We start from the raw sequence: 20,502 nt of genomic DNA, 5'->3' as shown, positions 1-20,502 counted from the left end.
TCACTCCTTAACTCGCCGCGGCGACGTTATAGACGCCGATCACTTTAATAAAACGCAGTCGCCCATCGTGCGGCGGCTGGCCGTACCGCTCCAGATCGCCGCTGATATCAAACTGTGGCTGATAACCGTGACCGGTATAGAGCCGCACTGCCTCCGGCTGTCGGAAACCGGTGGTGAGGAACAGGCGCTGATAACCCGCCTGTAAGGCGCGACGCTCCAGCTCCTGTAACACCACCAGCGCCAGCCCCTGACGGCGCAGATCACTGCGTGTCCAGATGCGCTTCAGCTCGGCGGTCTGCGGGTCATAGGGTTTATAGGCGCCCATCGCGATGATCTCGCCATCACGCTCCAGCACGATAAACAGCCCCTGTGGCGGCAGGTACCATTCCGTCAGTTCCTGCTCTTTATGACGGGCAAAGTAGTCGCCATAGCGTGCGGAATATTCACCAAACAGGCCGCCCAGGATCGGTTGTAACTCCGGCGCGTCGGGTGAAACTTCGCGAAAAGTGGATTCACTCATGGTCAGCTCCTTAGTCACCCAGCCCGGCGGGATTGATTTCAGAACGATCGATCTTCTCAACACCTTCACCCCAGCGGTTCAGCACCTTCTGATAATCACCATTGCCGATCACGCCGTTCAGCGCGGTGCTGATCGGTTCCGCCAGGCCGCTGCCTTTCTTCACGGTAACGGCAATGTGCGCCGCTTTAGGCCAGCCGCCATCGACGCTGCCGACCAGACGGGTTTTACCAGTCAGTGCCGCTTTCCAGGCACCAATCACATTGGGACCAAAGTAGGCATCGGCCCGGCCAGCCTGCAGCGCCAGCGTCTGTGCGGCATCATCTTTGGTATAAACCGGCGTAAAGGCTTTCAGGCCTTTAGCCTGATTCTCTTTATCCCACGCCAGCAGGATCGCCTCCTGATTTGTGCCGGATCCGACAATGATCCTCAGCCCGGCAATATCTTCTGCTTTGGTCAGTGACTTTATCGGGCTGCTGGTTTTGACATAAAAGCCCAGTGAATCTTTGCGGTAGGTGGCGAAGTCGAACTTCTCTTTACGATCTTTGGTCACGGTAATATTGGAGATCGCCGCGTCATACTTGCCCGAGGCCACGCCCAGCGGCCAGTCTTCCCAGGACGCTGGCACCACGTTGAGTTTTAATCCCAGGCTGTCAGCCACCAGCCGGGCAATATCCACTTCACTGCCAAGCAGCGTTTTGTTGTCATCGGAAAACACCGTTAACGGCGGGGAATTCAGCGCGGCGACCGCCACGGTAAAGGAACCCGGCACCACAAAATGGTGACCCGCAGGCAGCTGCGCGATCGCCTCCGGATTCTTCACGGTATTGATCGGCGCTTTGTTAGCTTCAAGGCTGACGCGCTGGCCGTTATAGGAGACGCGGGTATCTTCAGCCAGCGCATGGCTACTGGCCGCCAGAATAAGCAGGGCGATAAGACGCGATGTTTTGTTCATGGCTTGTGCTCTTATTGTGAGGTGAACTGATTAACGGGTTGTTTCAGGGCGAAGCTGTCGCGTAGCGTGCTGCCCGGATAGTCGCGGCGCGTCAGGCCGCGCGCCTGCAGAACTGGCACCACGCGGTCGACAAAACGTTCAAAGGTATCGGGCGTGCCGCCGTTAATGATGAAGCCGTCAGTGGCGTGGGTTTCAAACCAGAGCTGCAGGCCATCCGCCACCTCTTCCGGCGTGCCGTGAAACAGCGGGCGTGGCGTTGCCGCTTCCAGTGCGGCCTGGCGCAGGGTATGCCCATGCTGCTGTGCTTTGCGTTTGATCTCGTCGGTGGTGCTGCGGAAGCTGTTCTGACCAATGTCACCGATATCCGGGAACGGCTGATCCAGTGGGTACTGAGAAAAGTCGTGATGGTCGAAGAAACGCCCGAGGTAGTTAAGCGCATCGGTAATCGACACCAGCGCCGCCGTGGTCTGATACTGGCGCTCCACGTCCCCGGCATCATCGCCAACAATCACGCTGACACCCTGGAAAATATGTAAGTCTTCTGGCTGACGGCCATTCGCCACCAGTTGCTGTTTCACATCCTGATAAAATGCCTGCGCCTCTTCACGTGTCGGCTGATGGGTGAAGATGGCGTCAGCATGACGCGCCGCCAGTTTTTTACCGTCGTCGGACGCGCCCGCCTGGAAGATAATCGGACGACCCTGCGGCGTGCGGGCGATGTTCAGCGGCCCCTGCACCTGGAAGAAATCACCGTGATGATCGAGCGTGTGCAGCTTCGCAGGATCGAAAAATTGTCCGCTCGCCTTGTCACGGACAAAAGCATCCTGCTCCCACGAATCCCACAATCCTTTCACCACCTGCAGATACTCATCGGCAATGCGGTAACGCAACGCGTGCTCCGGGTGCTGCTGGCGTGAGAAGTTTTTGGCCGAGCCTTCCAGCGGTGACGTCACCACGTTCCAGCCTGCACGCCCGCCGCTGAGATGATCAAGGCTGGCAAACTGACGCGCCACGGTGAACGGCTCGCTGTAAGAGGTCGATACCGTGCCGACCAGCCCCAGATGTTCAGTGACGCCCGCCAGCGCCGAGAGCAGCGTCAGCGGCTCAAAGCGATTCAGAAAGTGCGGGATCGACTTTTCGTTAATAAACAACCCGTCGGCGACAAACAGAAAATCGAGTTTTCCCTGCTCCGCCTTGCGGGCGATTTTTTTAGCGTAATCCAGATTAATACTGGCATCGGCCTGCGCCGCCGGATGGCGCCAGGCGGACATGTTTCCCGATGCGCCATGCAGAATAGTGCCCAGCCGAAGTTGTCTTGTGGTCATGATGCTCTCTCTTTTTAGTCGTAGCGATGCCCGACGACGGGGGTCAGAACCGTCGTGATTTAGCGGGTTGCAGATGAATTCAGTTCAGAATGGCTTCACGACATCGCGCGTTAAGATGTTGCAGCGCCTGGCGGGCCAGTCGGGCGAAGTAGTCGGCGGCGGGCGCAATCAGCGCTTCATCCGGAGTAAAGCTGGCATGGTGCAGACCAAAGTCACTGGCGCTGCCGATGCTGACAAACGCCCCCGGCACCTGTTGCAGATAAAAGGCAAAATCCTCACCCAGCAGATGGAGATCGGCGGTCTGCACCCGATAGCCCGCCTGCTGCGCCACTTCGCTGCTGAAGGTCGCCCAGTGCGCATCGTTGATCAACACTGGCGGGCCAGGATGCCAGCTCAGGGTTGCCTGCGCGCCATTGGCTGCGGCGAAGTGCTCAACCAGCGTGCGCACCCGTTGTTCCAGTTCGGCGCGCACCTGTAAATCGTGGGTTCGGGCCGTGCCGCCAAACTCAACGCCACCGGGTAATACGTTCCAGCTTTTGCCACCGTCGATGCGGGTAATGCTCAGTACCAGACTGTCCAGGGCATTGAAACTGCGGCTGGTGAGCCCCTGTAACGCCTGGATAATCTGACTGGCCGTCACAATGCTATCGACACCCTGCTCCGGATACGCGGCATGTGCGCCTTTGCCGGTGACGCGGATAACAAATTTGTCAGCGTTAGCGTAGAACGCCCCGCTGCGGGTGGCAAAGGTGCCAACGGGCAGCGACGGCTCGTTGTGCATCCCAAAGATAGCCTGCACCTCATCCAGTACGCCTGCCTCAATAAACTGACCCGCACCGCGCGCTATCTCTTCAGCGGGCTGGAACAGGATGCGCACCCGGCCAGGTAATAGATCGGGCTGTGCGTTGAGCTGTAACGCCGCGCCCAGCATCACCGCACTGTGCAGGTCGTGGCCGCAGGCGTGCATCACGCCAGGATGGCGGGAGTGAAAACGCACCCCGCTCGCCTCATGGATCGGCAGCGCATCGATGTCGGCGCGCAGCGCGATCACCGTCTCTCCGCTGCCAATTTCTGCCACCACGCCGGTTTCCAGGGGATAGTCCAGCAGCCGGATACCCGCCGCCTGCAACCAGCCCCGCAGTCGCGCGGTGGTGGCGAACTCCTGACCCGAAAGCTCCGGCCAGGTGTGCAGTTCGCGTCGCCATTCAATCAGTTGTGACTCAGGGTTCATGATGACTCTCCACTGACGGGGATTCAGGCTGCGACCAGATGATGCGTGGCCAGCAGTTCAAGTGACTGCAGCCGCGCAACCGGCTCGGTAATCGGCGTGTCGATAACGAACTCATCAATGTCAAAATTATGATGCAGCGCGTCCAGCTGGGCATGAACCTGCGCCGCCGTGCCTTTCAGAAGTGACGGCGTGCGCGGCTCAATCTGATAATCGCGGTATCCGCCCTGACGCACATAGCGCTCCGCCTGCTCAAGGCTGGCGACGTTGACGCTCGGGCCATCTTTCACCGCTACATGGTAGTGACGAAGATGAGCAACCAGCAGTTCCGCCCCGGCGGGTGAGTCGGCTACCACCACCTGTACTGCCACCAGTGCGCGCTGACCCTGGCTGAGGCGGGAGTAGGTACTCAGCGCGTGCTCCAGCAACTGGCGGTCACCATTAAGGTGAGCGGCAAAGACAAACTGCCAGCCCAGACTGGCGGCCAGCCGGGCGCTCTCTTCACTGGCACCCAGCAGAAAACGGTTCGCCGGACGTGGCGGCAGTGGCGTGGCGGCTAAGCCCTCGTCGTCGGGATGGGCCTGTGAGGGCTTGAGCCAGCTATCCAGCAGCTGAAGCTGTTCGGCAAAGCTCCCTTTTTTAGCGGCATCAACACCCTGTTGCAGTGCATGGGTGGAGAGTGGAAGTCCGCCAGGCGCTTTACCCACGCCGAGGTCAATGCGGCCCGGTGCCAGCGAAGCGAGCAGATTAAAGTTCTCTGCCACTTTATAAGGGCTGTAGTGCTGCAACATGACCCCGCCCGATCCGACGCGTATATGTCGGGTCTGGGCAATGATCCAGGCGATCAATATTTCCGGTGAAGGACTGGCCAGCTGCGCGGTGTTGTGATGTTCCGCCAGCCAGAAGCGGTGATACCCCCACTCCTCTGCCCGCTGCGCCATCTGCAGCGTACGCTGCAGCGCCGCGGTAGGTGATTCACCCTGCAGCACGGGCGCTTTATCTAACAGACTTAATCGATATGCCATTCACCTGGTCCTTGTTCATTCCGGTTGCAGACCAGTGTGCTGCGCAGTCGATCATTGGTAAAACATCATATTGTTTTATGCATTATTGATTTCGTCATAATGGAGAACAGTGAGAAGTGAAAGGCGGCAAACGGACGCTGAAACAGCGAATCAGGCAGATATTTTGCGTATAACGCTATTCGTTGCCTGATATTCAGGTGAGTAAAATCGGTGAACTGGCAAAGGTTTGCAGAAAATCGTCTTACGAATGAAGCGCTTTATGCGCTGGCGCTCCCGGAATTTAAGACAGTATGAATACAGTACATTGAAGTACCTTCTTCACAGGCTGGAGAAACGCGAGCCGCCAGATGTGCAAATAAGCATATGTAGAATGTAATTGAGTCAGAGATGATTTAATGCAACAGCCAGATGTTTTACAGGGCCTTGCGCATTATCCGGAATTAAGATCCTCTACTGTAATGAGAGATGTAAACCGGGCATGAATCTGTCTCATAGGCCATATCCGGGCACAGCAATAGTATTGAGGCCAGAAACACGATGTTTTTCCTAAGGTCGTTGCGAGTTTTGTTTCAACGGGAAATAGCGGGTGTTGATAATCGCCACATTGACTTCACAGGGAACACCATCATCGAGATAAACGGTCTCGTTAAGCTGAATGACAGCATCCCCTGCCGCTAAATTAAGCAGAATAAGCGGCTGTGTATCCGTAAGATTGACGGCCGTTAAATGCTGGTCCCTTAGCTGCACTTTCTTACCGGTAACTTCTTCTATGTAGGCGTATTTTGACAATTCCAGCTTGCTGAACTCCATGCTGCTAAACATATTGACCGGCAGGTGAATATGTTCCAGCGCCACCGGGATGTCATCGAAACACATCAGGCGTAGAATCTTATAGATCTGATCGCTGTTCTTTATACGCAGCGCCTGGGCTATATCCGCTGAAGGAACCTTGATGATGCTGACCGAAATGATTTTTCTTACACCTTTATGGCCATTCCTTTGAGCCTGATAATCAAAGGGTGAAAGCACATGATATCGGTTCGCCTGGCTACTCATCTCCGTAGAACCGACAAAAATACCCGACCCTTTAACCCGGTAAATTCTTTGTTGCTCCACCAGAATGCGAGTGGCCTCTCGCACCGTTGCGCGAGTAATGCCGATATTTTTGGCAATTGATATTTCGGTATCCAGTTTTTCTCCAGGTCGAAGGCCATCATCCTTAATTTTATTGAGGATGTAATCAACAACCTCTTTTTGCTTTTCAGTAATGCCATCAACCATTGGCTTTCTTCCTGTTTGAGTGAGGGACAGACTCCCTCTAATCCGTGTCAGTACAGTTCTGCCTGACATTGCCGGATGAGTACCACTTCCGCTAGCTGAATATGTGATCAACTTATCAAATTGGCACTGACGTTAAGCCTGATGAGCAATATTTTAACTTTACATGTTGTGTCCGTACACGTCGAAGGACATCATCAGGATGACTAGACATCTTTAACATGTACAGATGTGATGGCGAAGGTGAAATATAACCCCATCTGAACAATGAGAAAGTATTTTTTTAATAACCCAATGAAAATAATGAACTTTAAGGATGTTACGTCTTTTTACTAGATTCGATTTTTGTGTCGATCTGCTGACAGAAAGTTTATCTGGAAAAGTGATAACGGGGGTTTAGAGGGAAACTGACTGTACATACTCAGGAATTTATGAAAATCGGAATGCATAACAGACCCTGTTCCGGTTGAGAAAATTTTATATGAGATGGGTCATGCACAACCGGGAGCGGGCAAGCGCCACACGGTTTATGCGTTCAGTTAAATTTTTATCGCGCATTTAAACAGGAGGAGTAAGACGATGTCACACCTGGCTAAGTGGTTAAATAAAGAGAAAATCCAGTACGTCGAAAGCGTGACTGACTGGCAGGAAGCGTTAGTTATTGCGGGACGTCCTCTGCTCAGTGAGGGCGCAATATCGCAGGATTATATTGATGCGATTATTCAGCAAAAAGAGGAGATCGGTCCCTTTTTTGTTATCGCGCCGCAGATTGCCATGCCTCATGCGCGCCCGGAACAGGGCGCACACAAACTGGGGTTGTCGATTGTGCTGCTGGGTACAGCAGTGAAGTTTGACGCCGAAGAGAACGATCCGGTGAAGGCCATTTTCATGTTTGCGGCACCGGACAGTAATAGCCATATCGAAATGATTTCCCAGCTGGCGGAAGTGCTGTCCGATGAAGAGATCATGACGCGGATATTCAATGCGAGCAGCAAAGAAGCGCTCATGACGATTTTATCAGACGTTTAGTCTGCCCGTTGAAACGCGACTTTTAATCATTAGTTAATGAGGTTTGATATGAAAATTATGGCGGTATGTGGTTCAGGTTTAGGCAGCAGCTTCATGATGGAAATGAACATCAAGAAAGTGCTTAAAACGATCGGTGTTGAAGCTGAAGTGGAACATTCGGATCTCGGCTCTGTCACCCCCGATGTGGCGGATGTTTTTGTTATGGCAAAAGACATTGCCTATAGCGCAAACCTTCCTGAACAGAAGGTCATCATCATCAATAACATCATTGACCTGAAAGAAGTGGAGCAGAAAATACGCGAGTATTTTGAGAAAAACTGACGCTGATAATTAGATAAACACCTTACCCTCGAGGTTAATATGTTTACTCAAAATCTTTTGCAGTTCGTCGTCGACGTGCTGAAAGTGCCCTCTATATTAGTCGGACTGGTGGCATTTTTCGGACTGATTGCGCAGAAGAAGCCGTTTCCTGACGTTATCAAGGGCACGGTAAAAACTATTCTGGGCTTCCTGGTACTGGCAGGTGGCGCGACCGTTCTGGTCGGTTCACTGACGCCACTGGGCGACATTTTCAAACATGCATTTGATGTTCAGGGCATCATTCCTAATAACGAAGCGATGGTCTCTATCGCTCTGGCAAAATATGGCGCGCCTACCACGATGATCATGGCCTTCGGCATGGTCGCCAACATCGTTGTCGCTCGCTTCACCCGACTGAAATATATCTACCTCTCTGGGCATGTGACATTTTATATGGCCTGTATGATCGCGATTATTTTATCGGTTGCCGGTTTTGAAGGTATTCAGCTTATTTACACCGGGTCACTGCTGTTGGGCATTCTGATGGCCACCTTTCCGGCGATCGCCCAGCCCTATATGCGTAAGATCATTGGTGGCGACCATGTCGCGCTGGCGCATACCGGGACAATTGGCTATGTCTTATCAGGCTGGATCGGCTCTTTAGTAGGCAAAGGATCTCAATCCACCGAAGAGATGAACATGCCAAAAAACCTCAGTTTTTTGCGCGACAGTACCATCTCGATCTCTCTGACGATGATGATTATCTACTTAATCCTGTCGGTGTCTGCCGGTAAAGAATATGTAGAGGCTAATTTCAGCAATGGTCAGAACTACCTGGTTTACTCCTTTATCCAGGCCATTACCTTTGCGGCGGGCGTCTTTATCATTCTGCAGGGTGTGCGCTTAATCCTGGCTGAAATTGTCCCTGCCTTTACCGGCTTTTCAGAAAAACTGGTGCCGGAAGCCAGACCGGCGCTGGATTGCCCGATTGTCTTCCCCTACGCCCCGAATGCGGTGCTGGTGGGCTTTATCTCCAGCTTTGTCGGTGGCCTGGTGGGGCTGTTTGTTCTCGGTCAGCTGCATTGGGTATTAATTCTGCCGGGTGTGGTTCCTCACTTCTTCTGTGGCGCTACGGCGGGCGTGTTTGGTAATGCGACCGGCGGCAAGCGTGGGGCGATTTGCGGTGCCTTTGCTCATGGCCTGTTAATCACCTTCCTGCCTGTCGCCCTGCTGCCGGTACTCGGACAGATAGGGCTGACCAACACCACCTTCTCGGATACCGACTTCGGCGTCACCGGCATCCTGTTGGGTCATATGGCTCACTTTATGGATAAGGGAACCATCACCATGATTATCACCGGCATTTTTGGCTTGTTAGTGATTTATAACTTTACGGCTAAAAAGAAGGCGCCTGTAGAAACGAATGCAGGGTGTGGTAATTAAGGCGTAAAAAGGATCTCAGGAAGATCCTTTTTATTAGCATTGAACGGGGCCATACCCCACTAGTACGGAAAAATGCTCTTTGCACTCTAGTTATGAGAGTTCATATCATCACCCCTGTCCACTTCACATCCGGTATGAAGTAATGGTGTGAACTGGTTTTTCTTGAAGTTGTAGGTAATGATGGAGCATTCATCATTACCACTTCCTTTAGCAGGCACATTAGTGCCTGCGATCCATAACATAGAGCTAACTGGTTATATTGAGGGGAGAACTCATCCGGGCGAGGTGTGCCATTGTCGCTGTACGAGAAGTAAGCCGTGTTGCCATTAAGCTCAGGGAGAGTAGATACGACTTCACCAGTTTTTTTATCTAAAATCCAGCCGCAAACCCACCTATCATCACCACACTCTTTAGGTAACTCACCATTCCATGATAGATATAATCGATAATGCCTTGAGAAATTCACAGGTTTAGAAAGCTCATGTTGCATTATAAGTTGCCATTTATTGGTGAATGCCTTTTGATTATTCGTCAGAAATAGTACTTTTGTAAATTGTTCATTTTTTTCTACTTTAAAATCCGAAAACTGTGGAGAGCCAACTTCGGTGTTTTTAACCAAGAAAACTTGAGGAATAATTCTCAATTTACCTGTCTGCATTTTTGGACGCCTACAGTATTTTAATCATTACATCAGGCATAATATGAGCTTTGTTTAATCCATCGCCTGAGTAGTTAGATACGCCATTCTCCTGCGCCCAACGTGGTTTATGAATTTTCCTGTTACGATCATCAAGCTTTATATTTCCGTCAGCATCTCTCTAATATTCATTGGGATCGCGGCTAATCTCCCTGCCTTTTTGTAAACCTGCTGATGCAAATTTTAGCGCCCAAGCATAAGCAGCATCTTCAACGCTCCTATTCCTTTCCAGGTAATTGATAATTGGTTTTCGCTTTATGTTAATACGATATTCTTCAAAAACTCGGACCTGCATCTCATTGTCGTATAAAGCATTTACATCCAGATTAAGCGATCTAACAGCCACTTTTAGAGTATTCGGGATAATCTGGAATCGACCATTGGCAAACATATCGTGTGTCTTTTGGGCTGCCATAACCTGACTTAGAGTCATCGAAGTCAGGTTCGTATTGTAATAAGCCTGGGAATATGTAGGTTTAGGATGCGGCCAGGTTCGGTTGTAGGCTGTGTAATCATTTTTTGACTTAACGCTCCTCAACAACTCAGTAAAGGGGCTATGTGCCCATCCCTGTTTTATCTTCTCTCTAAGTGCGTCAAGAATAACTGAGGATACATATGCCATGGATTTTCCACCATTCCTGCCACACGGTGCATCCAGCGCGTGTCCGTCAGAATCTTCACGCTGTAGGAGTACCACTCCGGCGATTCCTTCTTCATCGTAGTTGATTAAAAATGATTTCCATATCGGATCTTCCGACGAGTAGTACCACTCACTGAGATGTTTCACGCACAGACGGTACAGGCGATCGCGCATTGACGGGTTCTGTACCGCCCGACGGTACTGCTCCGGGTAATATCAGCTGGATTTAGCGCCGTCAATCTTGTCCAGCAACTGCCGATAATTGAACGCTACCGCCTTGCTGTAGGGTTTGCCCACTAGTTTCGTTATTTACATTCATTCGATCTCAAGAATTTTATTTCCTCAGGGATATGCATATTGAAATCGTCGAAAGGTGTAGAATCAATCATTTTCAATGTTAAATCATCATGATTATAAATCAGTTTACCTTCACCACTTCCGCCAAACGATATAGTTCCGAATCCATTATCAACAGATCCGTTGATTATGGAGTTGTTTTTATCACAATCAATCCTGTTTCCATTTTCGTTAATGAAACAATAAGTTCCTGATAATTTCCCCTTATCATCATGGATAATAAAATCATACATAGATGAATTGCCTTCGTTTTTCCAACACCCGGAGACATCCTGAGAAAAAGAATTAGTACAAAAAATCAAAAACCCCATGCATATATATTTCATACTGAAACCCTCAAACAATCATCAACGCGAGCCTGCCAGCCTTTAAGGTATTTTATCTGGTTGTTTTGTTGACCATTGGTCATGGTTAATGACTTATAATAGTCTTTCCTATATTGGGCTAATTTGTTAAGGAACGTATCCTGCTGCTCAATAGCATTGATACAATGAATCATATCATCATCCATTATATTTGATATGGACAGTTTTTTATTATACTCATTGTGCAATAATGAACGAACTTCTCTGACAGCCCAGCGAGAAGTCACCGTCCAGTCATATATCATTAGAGCCAACTTTGTGTTTTCTATTTTACAAAAACCTTTTGGTTCCCAGAAATTATTATAATATATAATTTCAGCTTGTTCTTTCGTCATGGCTTTCAGAGTGCCGGATGATGCAGGTATTCCAAGATCTTTCATAGAGAAACGATTCCATGTCCCTATAGTGATCCCCATGTTTGTTTCGCCGCCTTTATCATCAGGATCATTAACATATCCACCTTCATGACGAAGGATGACTCCCGATATTTTACTAAATAATTGTTTGCATTGATCTTTTGTAACACTTATCGCATCCAGAAAAACCAGCGGGTGCATATGCCAAGGATTTTCCACCATCCCTGCCACACGGTGCATCCAGCGCGTGTCCGTCAGAATCTTCACGCTGTAGGCGTACCATTCCGGCGATTCCTTCTTCATCGTGGTTGATAAAAAAGATTTCCATATCGGATCTTCTGACGAGTAGTACCACTCACTGGGATGTTTCACACACGTACGGTACAGGTGATCGCGCATTGACGGATTCTGTACCGCCCGCCGGTACTGCTCCGGGTAATACCAGCTGGATTTAGCGCCGTCAATCTTGTCCAGCAACTGCCGGTAATTGAACGCTACCGCCTTGCTGTAGGGCTTCCCGTCATTGTCCACCACGCTGAAAAACCGCTCAAAAATCGTTTTCACCAACCCTTTCGGTTGCGTCTTCCCGTCGAGATGGTCAAAGCTCGATGGGCTGTCTTCTGTCGTCTCAAAACCCCGACCGGCTAGATCATACCGGGACAGCAGCTGCATATCCGACTCCGCCAGTAACCCGCGCGACGACCTGCTCTTCCAGTAACGTTTACCTCCTTTGTCAGTCAACGCCTGCCCGGACAGCGCCATCACCGTTTGGGACTGCGTGGTTATCAGGCCCTTCTGTATTTCATCACCGCTGAATTGCAGGTACACCGGAATGTCCTTCGGACAGCGGGCAAATATGGGAGTGTCGCGCCCCACGTTTTCCGGGTTGCTCAGGAAGTGCGGCAGATCATCAGTCGTCAGGCATTCGATATGCACCTGATAGCGTTTTTTATGCCCGTCCTCACCGGGCACCTGAAAATATCCCAGATGACCCACCGGGTCCCCGGCCTTAATCGGGTAACGGGTTGGGCACACTACCTTATCAAACTGCACTGTTTCACGTGACGGCGGTAGGAACGGAGACCACCATGCTGGACGGGTGGCTCTGTCACGGGCCGAAACCAGATTACCTTTATCACACAAAGTCCACACACGGTCGCCGGGTTTCAGGCTCATACTGCCAGTAACCGGCTCCGCCAGCGTGACATGCGCATACTGCCGCCCGTTGCTTCCGGTCATTGTGTCGGCGCTTACCGCTTTATCCCATGTCACCCGTGTCCCGGACGGCAGTACTGCCGCCACCCACTGCCGTGACGTGTCGATATATGCACTCAGGTGCTGGCCGTCTGCCACCTTAAACGCTGTACTGTCCTGCTCCGGGTATGCCAGCCATGGCGCGAGATGCATGTACAGGGTGTAAAAGGTCAGCCCGCTCTCTGCTGTTTTCCCTGGCTGAACACGGTGGCGAATAAGCACAAAAGACCCGGAGTAACGTAAATCCCCCCAGTGCCACGGCACGCTGAGGTAATCCCGGTTTATCCGGTACGCCATCACCTCACCGTCCGCCATGCATCGCACGGCCTGCTCCCCCTTAAACGGTACCGGGAAATCCACCCCCTCATTCATCGCCTGACCGCTGAGCGCACACCACGGTGTGGTGTTATCACTGATGTGGATACCGCCGTGCCACATACCATTGCGGCCAATCAGCCAGTGCCCGGCAGCCTCGCCTTCCAGATGCGCCAGCATTTCCTCAAGATTGCTGAACTCTCCGCCCCGGTTATTTTTCGGCACCGGCCAGCGGATGGCCGGGAGCTGCGGGCTATTTTCCATTTGTGACATAGAAAATCCTTTTAGTTTATGTGGTCTAATACCGTCCATCTTACACCTGACGTGGCTTAACCTAAATTTGCCATTTGTGATTGCCGGTATGGTGCCTGAACGCGGTATATCTGGGAGGGGCTGTATCCTGTCGCGCCTGCCGTTTCACGGATGCTCAGTTTCTTGACCTGCCGGTAGTACAGAACTTTCTGATGCCGTTCATGATCGACCTGATTTCCCCGGTATTAACCCAGCCTATGGGCCCTTTCAATTCCCTGATTTTGGCGCTGGCGGCGGCTCAGCCAGCCCTTTTATCTCGCTATGGAATACCGTCTATATGGAAAGAGCGGTCAATGCCCGGAAGCGTAAAAGGCTGAAAATCAACGATCAACAGATGTCGCATTTGTCGCCGTTAGGCTGGAAGCACATCAATCTGGCAGGGAATTATATCTGGAATAACAACCTGATATCGGCTTCCGGAAAGTTTCGTCGGCTGAGACCAGCTAAAGTAGAAAGGTCTAAAAACAACCTTAACGTACAATAATTTTCGATATTCAAACTGACCCCTGTTAGCCCTTTCTGGGTATTTGCCGGAGGCCTTCGTCATTATTGTCGCTCGCAAAGATGTCATAAGGAAGGTGCTAATTCAGGAATGAGTGCAGGAGTGATTTACCCTTCCAGCCAGATTTGAGCCCTAATCGTTATTCAATTTCCAGAAAAAAAACCGCACTCATATAAGTTCAGGCTCAGTTATTCAGCGAACACTTCAAACGGCAGGTTAAAACGCGCTGCCAGTCGGGCTTTATGTTTATCCGTCAGGGGGCGATCACCACGCAGGATACGACTGACATAAGAGCGCTGCCCTATTTCATCCGCAAAAGAGCATTGAGTCAGGCCGTGCTGATCCATGATGACCCGCAAAAGTGCCACTCCGCGCGGCATAGCATCAGTACGCGCGTTAAACGCAGCAAACTCAGGGGCGCTGTTTTCGTATCGAGCGACCTTATCAGACAGTATCTCTACTAACGGGCTGTCCGGCTGGTGCTCAACCAGATATTCAACCAGTTCCAGCGCCTGCTCGTAGTCCCTTTTATCGGTACTGCCTCCCAGAAAGGGAACAATTCTGACCAGGTCATTGGTCGCCTGGATTGCTTCGGTAATCATTCTTTACTCTCCCGGTACTTCTTCACCAGTTTGTCATATTCCGCATGCGTCACGATGTGCTTGATAAAAATTTTGCCTCGATCAAAGTCAGCATAGAACATGATCCTCAGGCTGTTTCCGCCCACATCGATTACCCACCACTTTTCCCGGTACTTCATGCGGTCAAGGCTCTGAAAGCGAATTTTCAGCGCATCTGGCGTGGCAAAGTTTTCATCCCTGAGGACCAGATAAGCCGCATCCAGTGCGGAAGCATGATTTGGATAAATTATTGCCGCTTCCCTGAACGGCCCTCTTGAGATGATATGCATTTTTCTCTCAAACTTTCCATGTTGGAAACATTCTAACCCACGAAGCTAATGTTTCCAACTTGGAACACACGCAGATGAGTCCTTAATGAATTGCTGGCGCTAAACCGCGTAAAAAAAGGACTATTCCGATCGAGAAAAGTGATCAACATCACACTTACAACATTAGACATACTAATAAATAAAATTTAACAACAAAACAATTGAATGATAATGATTAACATTTACACTCTCATCCGCATATAACAAAGCGTTTAACGCTGCCTTATCCACAAATAATATGCGGCATTTACTCTTTTTAAGGTGAAAACTCTAATCCACTTAATGGTCAGGGTTTTTATCTGGTTAGTTAGTTTTATGTTTACTGGAGTTGTTGAGCGGACATCCAACACTGCTGACATTGCGTCGGCAGGGTCACTGGTATTAACGCACAGGAACTGAACATGCTTTTACGCTCATCCACTCAGGCGGCACAGGATCTCGCGCCAGCATCCAACGCCAGCGGTGCCGAAACGGCTATTTTTAACGATCAGCAACTGGCGGCCTGGTCGCAGCAGACTCAGGAAGTGCTGGCGCTGATGACCCGTACCGTTACCGACGTTGAGAAACCTTTCAGCGGTATCCTGCCCCATGAACTGGCGGCGGAATTCAGTGAGGTCGATCTCGATCGTCCGCTGGGCAATAACGATGACGCCCTGACAGAGCTGAGCCAGCTCTATCTTCGTGACGCCGTCTGGTTTCACCACCCTAAATACCTGGCGCACCTGAACTGTCCGGTCGTGCTGCCCTCTCTGATGGCTGAGCAGATTATGGCGGCGGTGAATAGCTCGGTCGACACCTGGGATCAGAGCGCAGGCGGTACGCTGATTGAGCAGAAGGTGATCGACTGGACGCTTGGCCGCATCGGTCTGCCTGCCGGATCTGATGGGATCTTCACCAGTGGCGGCACCCAATCCAACCTGATGGCAATGCTGCTGGCGCGTGATAGCTGGTGCGCAGCGCATCATCCGGGGCATCTGATTAAGCATCGCGGCCTGCCTGAGACCGCGTCGAAATGGCGGGTGTTTACCTCAAAACTCAGCCACTTCAGCATCCAGAAATCGATGGCGATTTTAGGGCTGGGCTATGACGCAGTTATCGCCGTTGATCACGATGCCCACTACCGTATGGACGCAGCGTGCCTGGCTAAGGAGATCGAAAAATGTCGCAGTGAAGGGCTGATCCCGATTGCTGTGGTTGCCACCAGCGGCACCACGGACTTTGGCAGCATCGATCCGCTGCCGGAGATTGCCCGTCTCTGTGACGATTATGGTTTGTGGATGCATGTTGATGCCGCCTACGGCTGTGGGCTGCTAGTCTCAGAGAATCATCGCTCACGCCTGAATGGCATTGAACGGGCTGATTCCGTGACCGTCGATTATCACAAATCTTTCTTCCAGACCGTCAGCTGCGGTGCATTCTTCGTGCGGGACAGCCACAACCTGAAGCATGTCACACACCATGCGGATTACCTGAATCCGCTCAGCGCCCAGCAGGAAGGCACACCGAATCTGGTCAACAAAAGCATTCAGACCACCCGCCGATTTGATGCGCTGAAAATGTGGCTGACACTGCGCGTGATGGGTCCGGCGGCGCTGGGTGACGCTTTCGATACGCTGATAGAGCTGACACAGGCGGCTCATGAGCGGTTAACTGCGCATCCTGCTATCGAAGTGCTGCACGCGCCTGAGCTGACCACCCAGATTTTCCGCTACGTGCCCGGCAAAAACGCCAGCGACGCACAGATCGACGAAATCAACGCCGCTATCCGTAAAGCGCTCTTCCGCTCCGGCAACGCAGTGATTGCCGGAACCAAAGTCGATGGGCGTCAGTACCTGAAATTCACCCTGTTAAATCCCACCACGACCATCGCCGACATCGAAGATGTGCTGAGCCTGATCGCGCACTATGGCCGCGAGCAGGTACGTGCGTCTGCGCTGAACGCGGCGAAACAGTGAGAGCTCTGAAATGAATAATTCCGTTTACGATTTTATTGGTATCGGTATCGGTCCTTTTAACCTGAGCCTGGCCTGTCTGAGTGAGCCGGTTGAGGGGCTGAACGGTCTTTTCCTGGATGAGAACCCGGGCTTTGACTGGCACACCGGCATGATGCTGGAAAATGCCCATCTGCAGACGCCGTTTATGGCCGATCTGGTGACGCTCGCCGATCCGACCAGCCCTTACAGCCTGCTTAACTACATGAAGGAAAAGGGGAAATTATACTCTTTTTATATCCGCGAAGACTTCTTCCTGATGCGCAAAGAGTATAATCAGTACTGCCAGTGGGCCAGTTCACGGCTCTCTAATCTGCGCTGGAACAGCCACGTTGAGTATGTCAGCTACGATGAGACGGCTGGCGTCTATCAACTCCAGGTGACCGACACCCGGAATGGCCAGAAACAGAACTATCTGGCACGACATCTGATCCTCGGCACCGGGCCTAAAGCCTGGATGCCGGAGTGCAGCCAGCCGCACCGCCAGCGCCTTACGCACTCAAGCCACTATCTGGTCAACAAAGCCGAACTGCAGCAGAAGCGTTCCATCACCGTGCTGGGCAGCGGCCAGAGCGCGGCAGAAATCTACTACGACCTGCTGACCGATATCGACCGCTTTGGCTATCAGCTCAACTGGATCACCCGCGCGCCGCGCTTCTATCCGCTGGAGTACACCAAGCTCACGCTGGAGATGACCTCGCCGGAATGGGTCGACTATTTCCACGCCCTGCCCGCCAGCACCCGTGACGAACTGAATGCGCGCCACAAGAATCTCTACAAAGGCATCAACAGCAGCCTGATTAACGATATTTATGACCTGATGTATGTCAAACAGCTCGACGGCGATCTCAACGTTAACCTGTTTACTCACTCGGCACTAACCGCTATGCGCTGGCTGCCGCAGGGAGAGTTCGAACTGACGCTGCATCAGGAGGAGCAGGATTGCAGCTTCACCCGTCGCACCGAAGGACTGGTGATGGCGACCGGCTATCACTACCAGCCACCGATGTTTTTAGAGGGTATCAGCGCCCGCCTGCGCTGGGATGACAAAGGCCGCTACGACGTACAGCGCAACTACAGCATCGATTATCACAATCAGATCTTCGTGCAGAACGCCGAACTGCACACCCACGGCTTTGTTACGCCGGATCTCGGTATGGCCTGCTACCGCAACTCGGTGCTGCTGCGCGAACTGACCGGACGCGAGGTCTACCCGATCGAGCGTCAGATTGCCTTCCAGACCTTCCCGGCTAAATCGGAGCACTGAGATGAGTTCACAAACACTGTTCAGCGCCGCCCGCCCCGCAGGCCAGTTCACCCTGAGGCCCATGCTCGCCAGCGATGCGCCCTTGATCCACAACTGGGTCACCCACGATTACGCCCGCTTCTGGGGCATGCAGCAGCAGAGCCTGAACCAGGTCGCTGCGTTTTATCAGACGCTGACCGCAGCCGATCCTCATGCTGCGCTGATTGGCTGCTGCAACGACCAGCCGGTCTGCCTGATTGAGTGCTATCGCGCCTGCGACGATGAGGTCGGCAAATTTTATCCTGCCGCACCCGATGATTACGGCATGCATATTCTGATTGCCCCCGCCAGCCAGCCAATCAGAGCCTTCAGCTGGCAGGTCTTCACGCTGGTGATGGACTACATGTTCAGCCGCCCCGAAGTGCGCCGCGTGGTGGTAGAGCCGGATGTGCGCAATGAGAAGATTCATGTGCTGAATAAGCGTGCCGGGTTCCGCTATCAGCACACCATCAACATGGGTCATAAAACCGCCTGGCTGGCCTTTTGCCAGCGGGAAGATTATCAACACGCGTTACTGCAGGAGTCGCAGACTATGAACATCCCCTCTTCGCTAATGAACGGTACACATCTGACGGGCGACCACTGGGCGCAGGCAAACCGCATGCTGATCCGTAAAGCGATTGCCGAGTTCGCGCATGAAAAAATCATTACGCCACAGGCGTCGGGCAACGGCAGCTATCAGCTTGCGGTGCCAGGCGGTGAAGCGAGCTACCATTTCCGGGCGTCGCGGCTGGCGCTGGATCACTGGGAAATCGACGCCGGCTCACTGCGCAAGCAGGAGAACGGTCGTGATCTGCCGCTGGATGCGCTGAAGTTTATCGTGGAGTTTAACGGCGAGATCGGTATTACACAGGCGCTGCTGGCGACCTACATGGAAGAGATCAGCAGCACCCTGTGCAGCAGCGTTTATAAGCTGCAAAAGAATAATCCTGACAGCCAGGCGCTGGTCTCAGCCGATTTCCAGACGGTGGAAGCGGCGATGACCGAAGGCCATCCCTGCTTTGTTGCCAACAACGGGCGTATTGGCTTCGATGCCCATGATTATCTGGCGTATGCGCCCGAGGCCGCCGCGCCCGTTCACCTCATCTGGGTCGCGGTTCATCGCCGCAACGCCCATTTCTCCAGCCTCAGTGAGCTGAGCTATGAGCAGCTGATGCGTGATGAACTGGGCGACACCATCCTGGAGCAGTTTACTGCGCAGCTGGTGAATAAAGGGCTGACGGTTGAGGAGTATATCCTGATGCCGGTGCATCCGTGGCAGTGGCAGAACAAGCTGCTGACCGTGTTTGCGGCGGACATCGCCAGTCACGATATTGTTTATCTTGGCACCGGAGACGATGCTTACCAGGCGCAGCAGTCGATCCGCACCTTCTTTAACCGCAGCCAGCCCGCGAAGCGCTACGTGAAAACCGCCCTGTCGGTGCTGAACATGGGCTTTATGCGCGGTCTGTCGCCCTACTATATGGCGACAACGCCCGCGATAAACGGCTGGCTGGAACAACTGGTTGCTGGCGATGCGTGGCTGAATCGCTGTGATTTCCGCATCCTGCGCGAAGTCGCGGCGGTCGGCTATCATAACCGCTACTATGAGCAGGCGATCAAAGGCGACTCCGCCTATAAAAAGATGTTTGCTGCCCTCTGGCGGGATAATCCTGCGGCCAGCCTGCAACCCGGTCAGCGTCTGATGACCATGGCCTCTTTCCTGCACGTCGACCACCATCAGCAGGCACTGCTGCCTGCGCTGATAGCGGATTCTGGTTTGCCCGCGAAGCAGTGGATAGAACACTACCTGACCTGCTATCTCAGCCCGCTGCTGCACTGCTTCTATCAGCATGACCTGGTGTTTATGCCGCACGGTGAAAACCTCATTATGCTGCTGGAGAACAACGTGCCGGTCAGTGCATACATGAAGGATATCGGCGAAGAGATCGCCGTGATGAATCCTGATGCGGTGCTGCCGGAAGGCGTGCAGCGTCTGGCGGTGGATGTGCCAGAGAACCTGAAGCTGCTCTCAATCTTCACCGATGTGTTTGACTGCATCTTCCGCTTTATCAGCGCGATCCTGCATCAGTCAGGAACGCTGCCGGAGGAAGCGTTCTGGCAGGCGGTAGCGCAGTGCGTGAAGGATTACCAGCAGGCGCACCCGGAGCATGCCACAAAGTTCGCGCGCTATGACATGTTCGCGCCGGAGTTTACCCGCTCCTGCCTGAACCGCCTGCAGCTGGCGAATAACCAGCAGATGATAAACCTCGCCGATCCCGCTGAAAACCTCAAGTTTGCCGGAACGCTGATCAACCCGATCGCCCGCTGGCGATAAGCGTTACACCGTCACGCTGAAATTATGCTGTCACCCTGGTG

The 20,502-nt window shown here is 52.4% G+C and carries 18 protein-coding genes and 2 pseudogenes; 7 read left to right on the top strand and 13 right to left on the bottom strand.

The window, feature by feature from the left end; translation table 11 throughout:
* Positions 1-7 precede the first annotated feature (7 nt).
* The 6 genes from AC0T7J_RS11225 to AC0T7J_RS11200 form a co-directional block, all read right to left on the bottom strand.
* Entirely contained in the window at positions 8-520 is a 513-nt protein-coding gene (locus AC0T7J_RS11225; protein ID WP_473794182.1) for a GNAT family N-acetyltransferase, read from the bottom strand.
* Positions 521-530: 10 nt separating this feature from the next.
* Complete coding sequence (locus tag AC0T7J_RS11220; protein ID WP_473794180.1) at positions 531-1,472, bottom strand: ABC transporter substrate-binding protein; 942 nt, start codon at positions 1,470-1,472, stop codon at positions 531-533.
* Between the two features lie 11 nt (positions 1,473-1,483).
* Positions 1,484-2,797, bottom strand: a complete 1,314-nt coding sequence (locus tag AC0T7J_RS11215) for an LLM class flavin-dependent oxidoreductase (RefSeq protein WP_473794178.1) — start codon at positions 2,795-2,797, stop codon at positions 1,484-1,486.
* A gap of 79 nt (positions 2,798-2,876) precedes the next feature.
* Positions 2,877-4,028 (bottom strand): amidohydrolase, encoded by a 1,152-nt coding sequence (locus AC0T7J_RS11210; protein WP_473794176.1) that lies wholly within the window; start codon positions 4,026-4,028, stop codon positions 2,877-2,879.
* A 23-nt stretch (positions 4,029-4,051) separates the two neighbouring features.
* The gene (locus AC0T7J_RS11205; RefSeq protein WP_473794175.1) at positions 4,052-5,050 is read right to left on the bottom strand and encodes an MsnO8 family LLM class oxidoreductase; all 999 of its coding nucleotides are present in this window, start codon (positions 5,048-5,050) and stop codon (positions 4,052-4,054) included.
* 546 nt (positions 5,051-5,596) lie between these two features.
* Entirely contained in the window at positions 5,597-6,331 is a 735-nt protein-coding gene (locus AC0T7J_RS11200) for a GntR family transcriptional regulator (protein WP_473794173.1), read from the bottom strand.
* Between the two features lie 576 nt (positions 6,332-6,907).
* Between AC0T7J_RS11200 and AC0T7J_RS11195 the strand changes: the two genes are divergently transcribed.
* From AC0T7J_RS11195 to AC0T7J_RS11185, 3 genes are read left to right on the top strand one after another with little or no spacing between them, the layout of a single operon-like run.
* Complete coding sequence (locus AC0T7J_RS11195) at positions 6,908-7,357, top strand: PTS sugar transporter subunit IIA (protein ID WP_473794171.1); 450 nt, start codon at positions 6,908-6,910, stop codon at positions 7,355-7,357.
* A gap of 48 nt (positions 7,358-7,405) precedes the next feature.
* Positions 7,406-7,678 carry a PTS sugar transporter subunit IIB gene (locus AC0T7J_RS11190; protein WP_003855084.1) on the top strand — a complete coding sequence of 91 codons (273 nt, stop codon included), beginning with the start codon at positions 7,406-7,408 and terminating at the stop codon, positions 7,676-7,678.
* 39 nt (positions 7,679-7,717) lie between these two features.
* A complete protein-coding gene (locus tag AC0T7J_RS11185) occupies positions 7,718-9,100 on the top strand; it encodes a PTS ascorbate transporter subunit IIC (protein ID WP_473794168.1) in 1,383 nt (460 codons plus the stop codon).
* A 100-nt stretch (positions 9,101-9,200) separates the two neighbouring features.
* Here the strand turns inward: AC0T7J_RS11185 and AC0T7J_RS11180 are convergent, their stop codons facing one another.
* The 5 genes and pseudogenes from AC0T7J_RS11180 to AC0T7J_RS11160 form a co-directional block, all read right to left on the bottom strand.
* Positions 9,201-9,758: a hypothetical protein gene (locus AC0T7J_RS11180; RefSeq protein ID WP_473794166.1), complete on the bottom strand. Its 558-nt coding sequence runs from the start codon at positions 9,756-9,758 to the stop codon at positions 9,201-9,203.
* Between the two features lie 160 nt (positions 9,759-9,918).
* Positions 9,919-10,611 carry a hypothetical protein gene (locus tag AC0T7J_RS11175; protein WP_473794165.1) on the bottom strand — a complete coding sequence of 231 codons (693 nt, stop codon included), beginning with the start codon at positions 10,609-10,611 and terminating at the stop codon, positions 9,919-9,921.
* Positions 10,612-10,742: 131 nt separating this feature from the next.
* On the bottom strand, positions 10,743-11,027 hold the full coding sequence (locus tag AC0T7J_RS11170) for a hypothetical protein (RefSeq protein ID WP_473794163.1): 285 nt from the start codon (positions 11,025-11,027) through the stop codon (positions 10,743-10,745).
* 89 nt (positions 11,028-11,116) lie between these two features.
* Positions 11,117-13,357, bottom strand: a complete 2,241-nt coding sequence (locus AC0T7J_RS11165; protein ID WP_473794162.1) for a glycoside hydrolase family 108 protein — start codon at positions 13,355-13,357, stop codon at positions 11,117-11,119.
* 56 nt (positions 13,358-13,413) lie between these two features.
* Positions 13,414-13,647, bottom strand: a pseudogene (locus tag AC0T7J_RS11160) (recombinase family protein); the annotation flags it as partial.
* Between the two features lie 2 nt (positions 13,648-13,649).
* On the opposite strand from AC0T7J_RS11160, the pseudogene AC0T7J_RS11155 reads away from it, so the two are divergent.
* Positions 13,650-13,880, top strand: a pseudogene (locus AC0T7J_RS11155) (Tn3 family transposase); the annotation flags it as partial.
* A gap of 206 nt (positions 13,881-14,086) precedes the next feature.
* Here the strand turns inward: AC0T7J_RS11155 and AC0T7J_RS11150 are convergent.
* The gene (locus tag AC0T7J_RS11150) at positions 14,087-14,500 is read right to left on the bottom strand and encodes a helix-turn-helix domain-containing protein (RefSeq protein WP_473794160.1); all 414 of its coding nucleotides are present in this window, start codon (positions 14,498-14,500) and stop codon (positions 14,087-14,089) included.
* Positions 14,497-14,808 carry a type II toxin-antitoxin system HigB family toxin gene (locus AC0T7J_RS11145; protein WP_010247063.1) on the bottom strand — a complete coding sequence of 104 codons (312 nt, stop codon included), beginning with the start codon at positions 14,806-14,808 and terminating at the stop codon, positions 14,497-14,499. Before AC0T7J_RS11145 ends, AC0T7J_RS11150 begins: the two co-directional genes overlap by 4 nt.
* A 440-nt stretch (positions 14,809-15,248) precedes the next feature.
* On the opposite strand from AC0T7J_RS11145, the gene AC0T7J_RS11140 reads away from it, so the two are divergent.
* From AC0T7J_RS11140 to AC0T7J_RS11130, 3 genes are read left to right on the top strand one after another with little or no spacing between them, the layout of a single operon-like run.
* Entirely contained in the window at positions 15,249-16,802 is a 1,554-nt protein-coding gene (locus tag AC0T7J_RS11140; protein ID WP_473794157.1) for a pyridoxal phosphate-dependent decarboxylase family protein, read from the top strand.
* A 10-nt stretch (positions 16,803-16,812) separates the two neighbouring features.
* On the top strand, positions 16,813-18,105 hold the full coding sequence (locus AC0T7J_RS11135; RefSeq protein ID WP_473794156.1) for a lysine N(6)-hydroxylase/L-ornithine N(5)-oxygenase family protein: 1,293 nt from the start codon (positions 16,813-16,815) through the stop codon (positions 18,103-18,105).
* 1 nt (position 18,106) lies between these two features.
* Entirely contained in the window at positions 18,107-20,461 is a 2,355-nt protein-coding gene (locus AC0T7J_RS11130; protein ID WP_473794154.1) for a GNAT family N-acetyltransferase, read from the top strand.
* The last annotated feature ends 41 nt before the right edge of the window (positions 20,462-20,502 follow it).

The organism is Pantoea sp. E956-1 (assembly GCF_982223955.1).
Note: the sequence above shows the minus strand (reverse complement) of the source record. Positions and strands in the feature narration are given on the sequence as shown.

Coding starts and splice junctions, on each gene's coding strand:
- AC0T7J_RS11225 (WP_473794182.1), bottom strand. CDS start 520: ATGAGTGAATCCACTTTTCGCGAAGTTTCACCCGACGCGCCGGAGTTA.
- AC0T7J_RS11220 (WP_473794180.1), bottom strand. CDS start 1,472: ATGAACAAAACATCGCGTCTTATCGCCCTGCTTATTCTGGCGGCCAGT.
- AC0T7J_RS11215 (WP_473794178.1), bottom strand. CDS start 2,797: ATGACCACAAGACAACTTCGGCTGGGCACTATTCTGCATGGCGCATCG.
- AC0T7J_RS11210 (WP_473794176.1), bottom strand. CDS start 4,028: ATGAACCCTGAGTCACAACTGATTGAATGGCGACGCGAACTGCACACC.
- AC0T7J_RS11205 (WP_473794175.1), bottom strand. CDS start 5,050: ATGGCATATCGATTAAGTCTGTTAGATAAAGCGCCCGTGCTGCAGGGT.
- AC0T7J_RS11200 (WP_473794173.1), bottom strand. CDS start 6,331: ATGGTTGATGGCATTACTGAAAAGCAAAAAGAGGTTGTTGATTACATC.
- AC0T7J_RS11195 (WP_473794171.1), top strand. CDS start 6,908: ATGTCACACCTGGCTAAGTGGTTAAATAAAGAGAAAATCCAGTACGTC.
- AC0T7J_RS11190 (WP_003855084.1), top strand. CDS start 7,406: ATGAAAATTATGGCGGTATGTGGTTCAGGTTTAGGCAGCAGCTTCATG.
- AC0T7J_RS11185 (WP_473794168.1), top strand. CDS start 7,718: ATGTTTACTCAAAATCTTTTGCAGTTCGTCGTCGACGTGCTGAAAGTG.
- AC0T7J_RS11180 (WP_473794166.1), bottom strand. CDS start 9,758: ATGCAGACAGGTAAATTGAGAATTATTCCTCAAGTTTTCTTGGTTAAA.
- AC0T7J_RS11175 (WP_473794165.1), bottom strand. CDS start 10,611: ATGCGCGATCGCCTGTACCGTCTGTGCGTGAAACATCTCAGTGAGTGG.
- AC0T7J_RS11170 (WP_473794163.1), bottom strand. CDS start 11,027: ATGTATGATTTTATTATCCATGATGATAAGGGGAAATTATCAGGAACT.
- AC0T7J_RS11165 (WP_473794162.1), bottom strand. CDS start 13,357: ATGTCACAAATGGAAAATAGCCCGCAGCTCCCGGCCATCCGCTGGCCG.
- AC0T7J_RS11150 (WP_473794160.1), bottom strand. CDS start 14,500: ATGATTACCGAAGCAATCCAGGCGACCAATGACCTGGTCAGAATTGTT.
- AC0T7J_RS11145 (WP_010247063.1), bottom strand. CDS start 14,808: ATGCATATCATCTCAAGAGGGCCGTTCAGGGAAGCGGCAATAATTTAT.
- AC0T7J_RS11140 (WP_473794157.1), top strand. CDS start 15,249: ATGCTTTTACGCTCATCCACTCAGGCGGCACAGGATCTCGCGCCAGCA.
- AC0T7J_RS11135 (WP_473794156.1), top strand. CDS start 16,813: ATGAATAATTCCGTTTACGATTTTATTGGTATCGGTATCGGTCCTTTT.
- AC0T7J_RS11130 (WP_473794154.1), top strand. CDS start 18,107: ATGAGTTCACAAACACTGTTCAGCGCCGCCCGCCCCGCAGGCCAGTTC.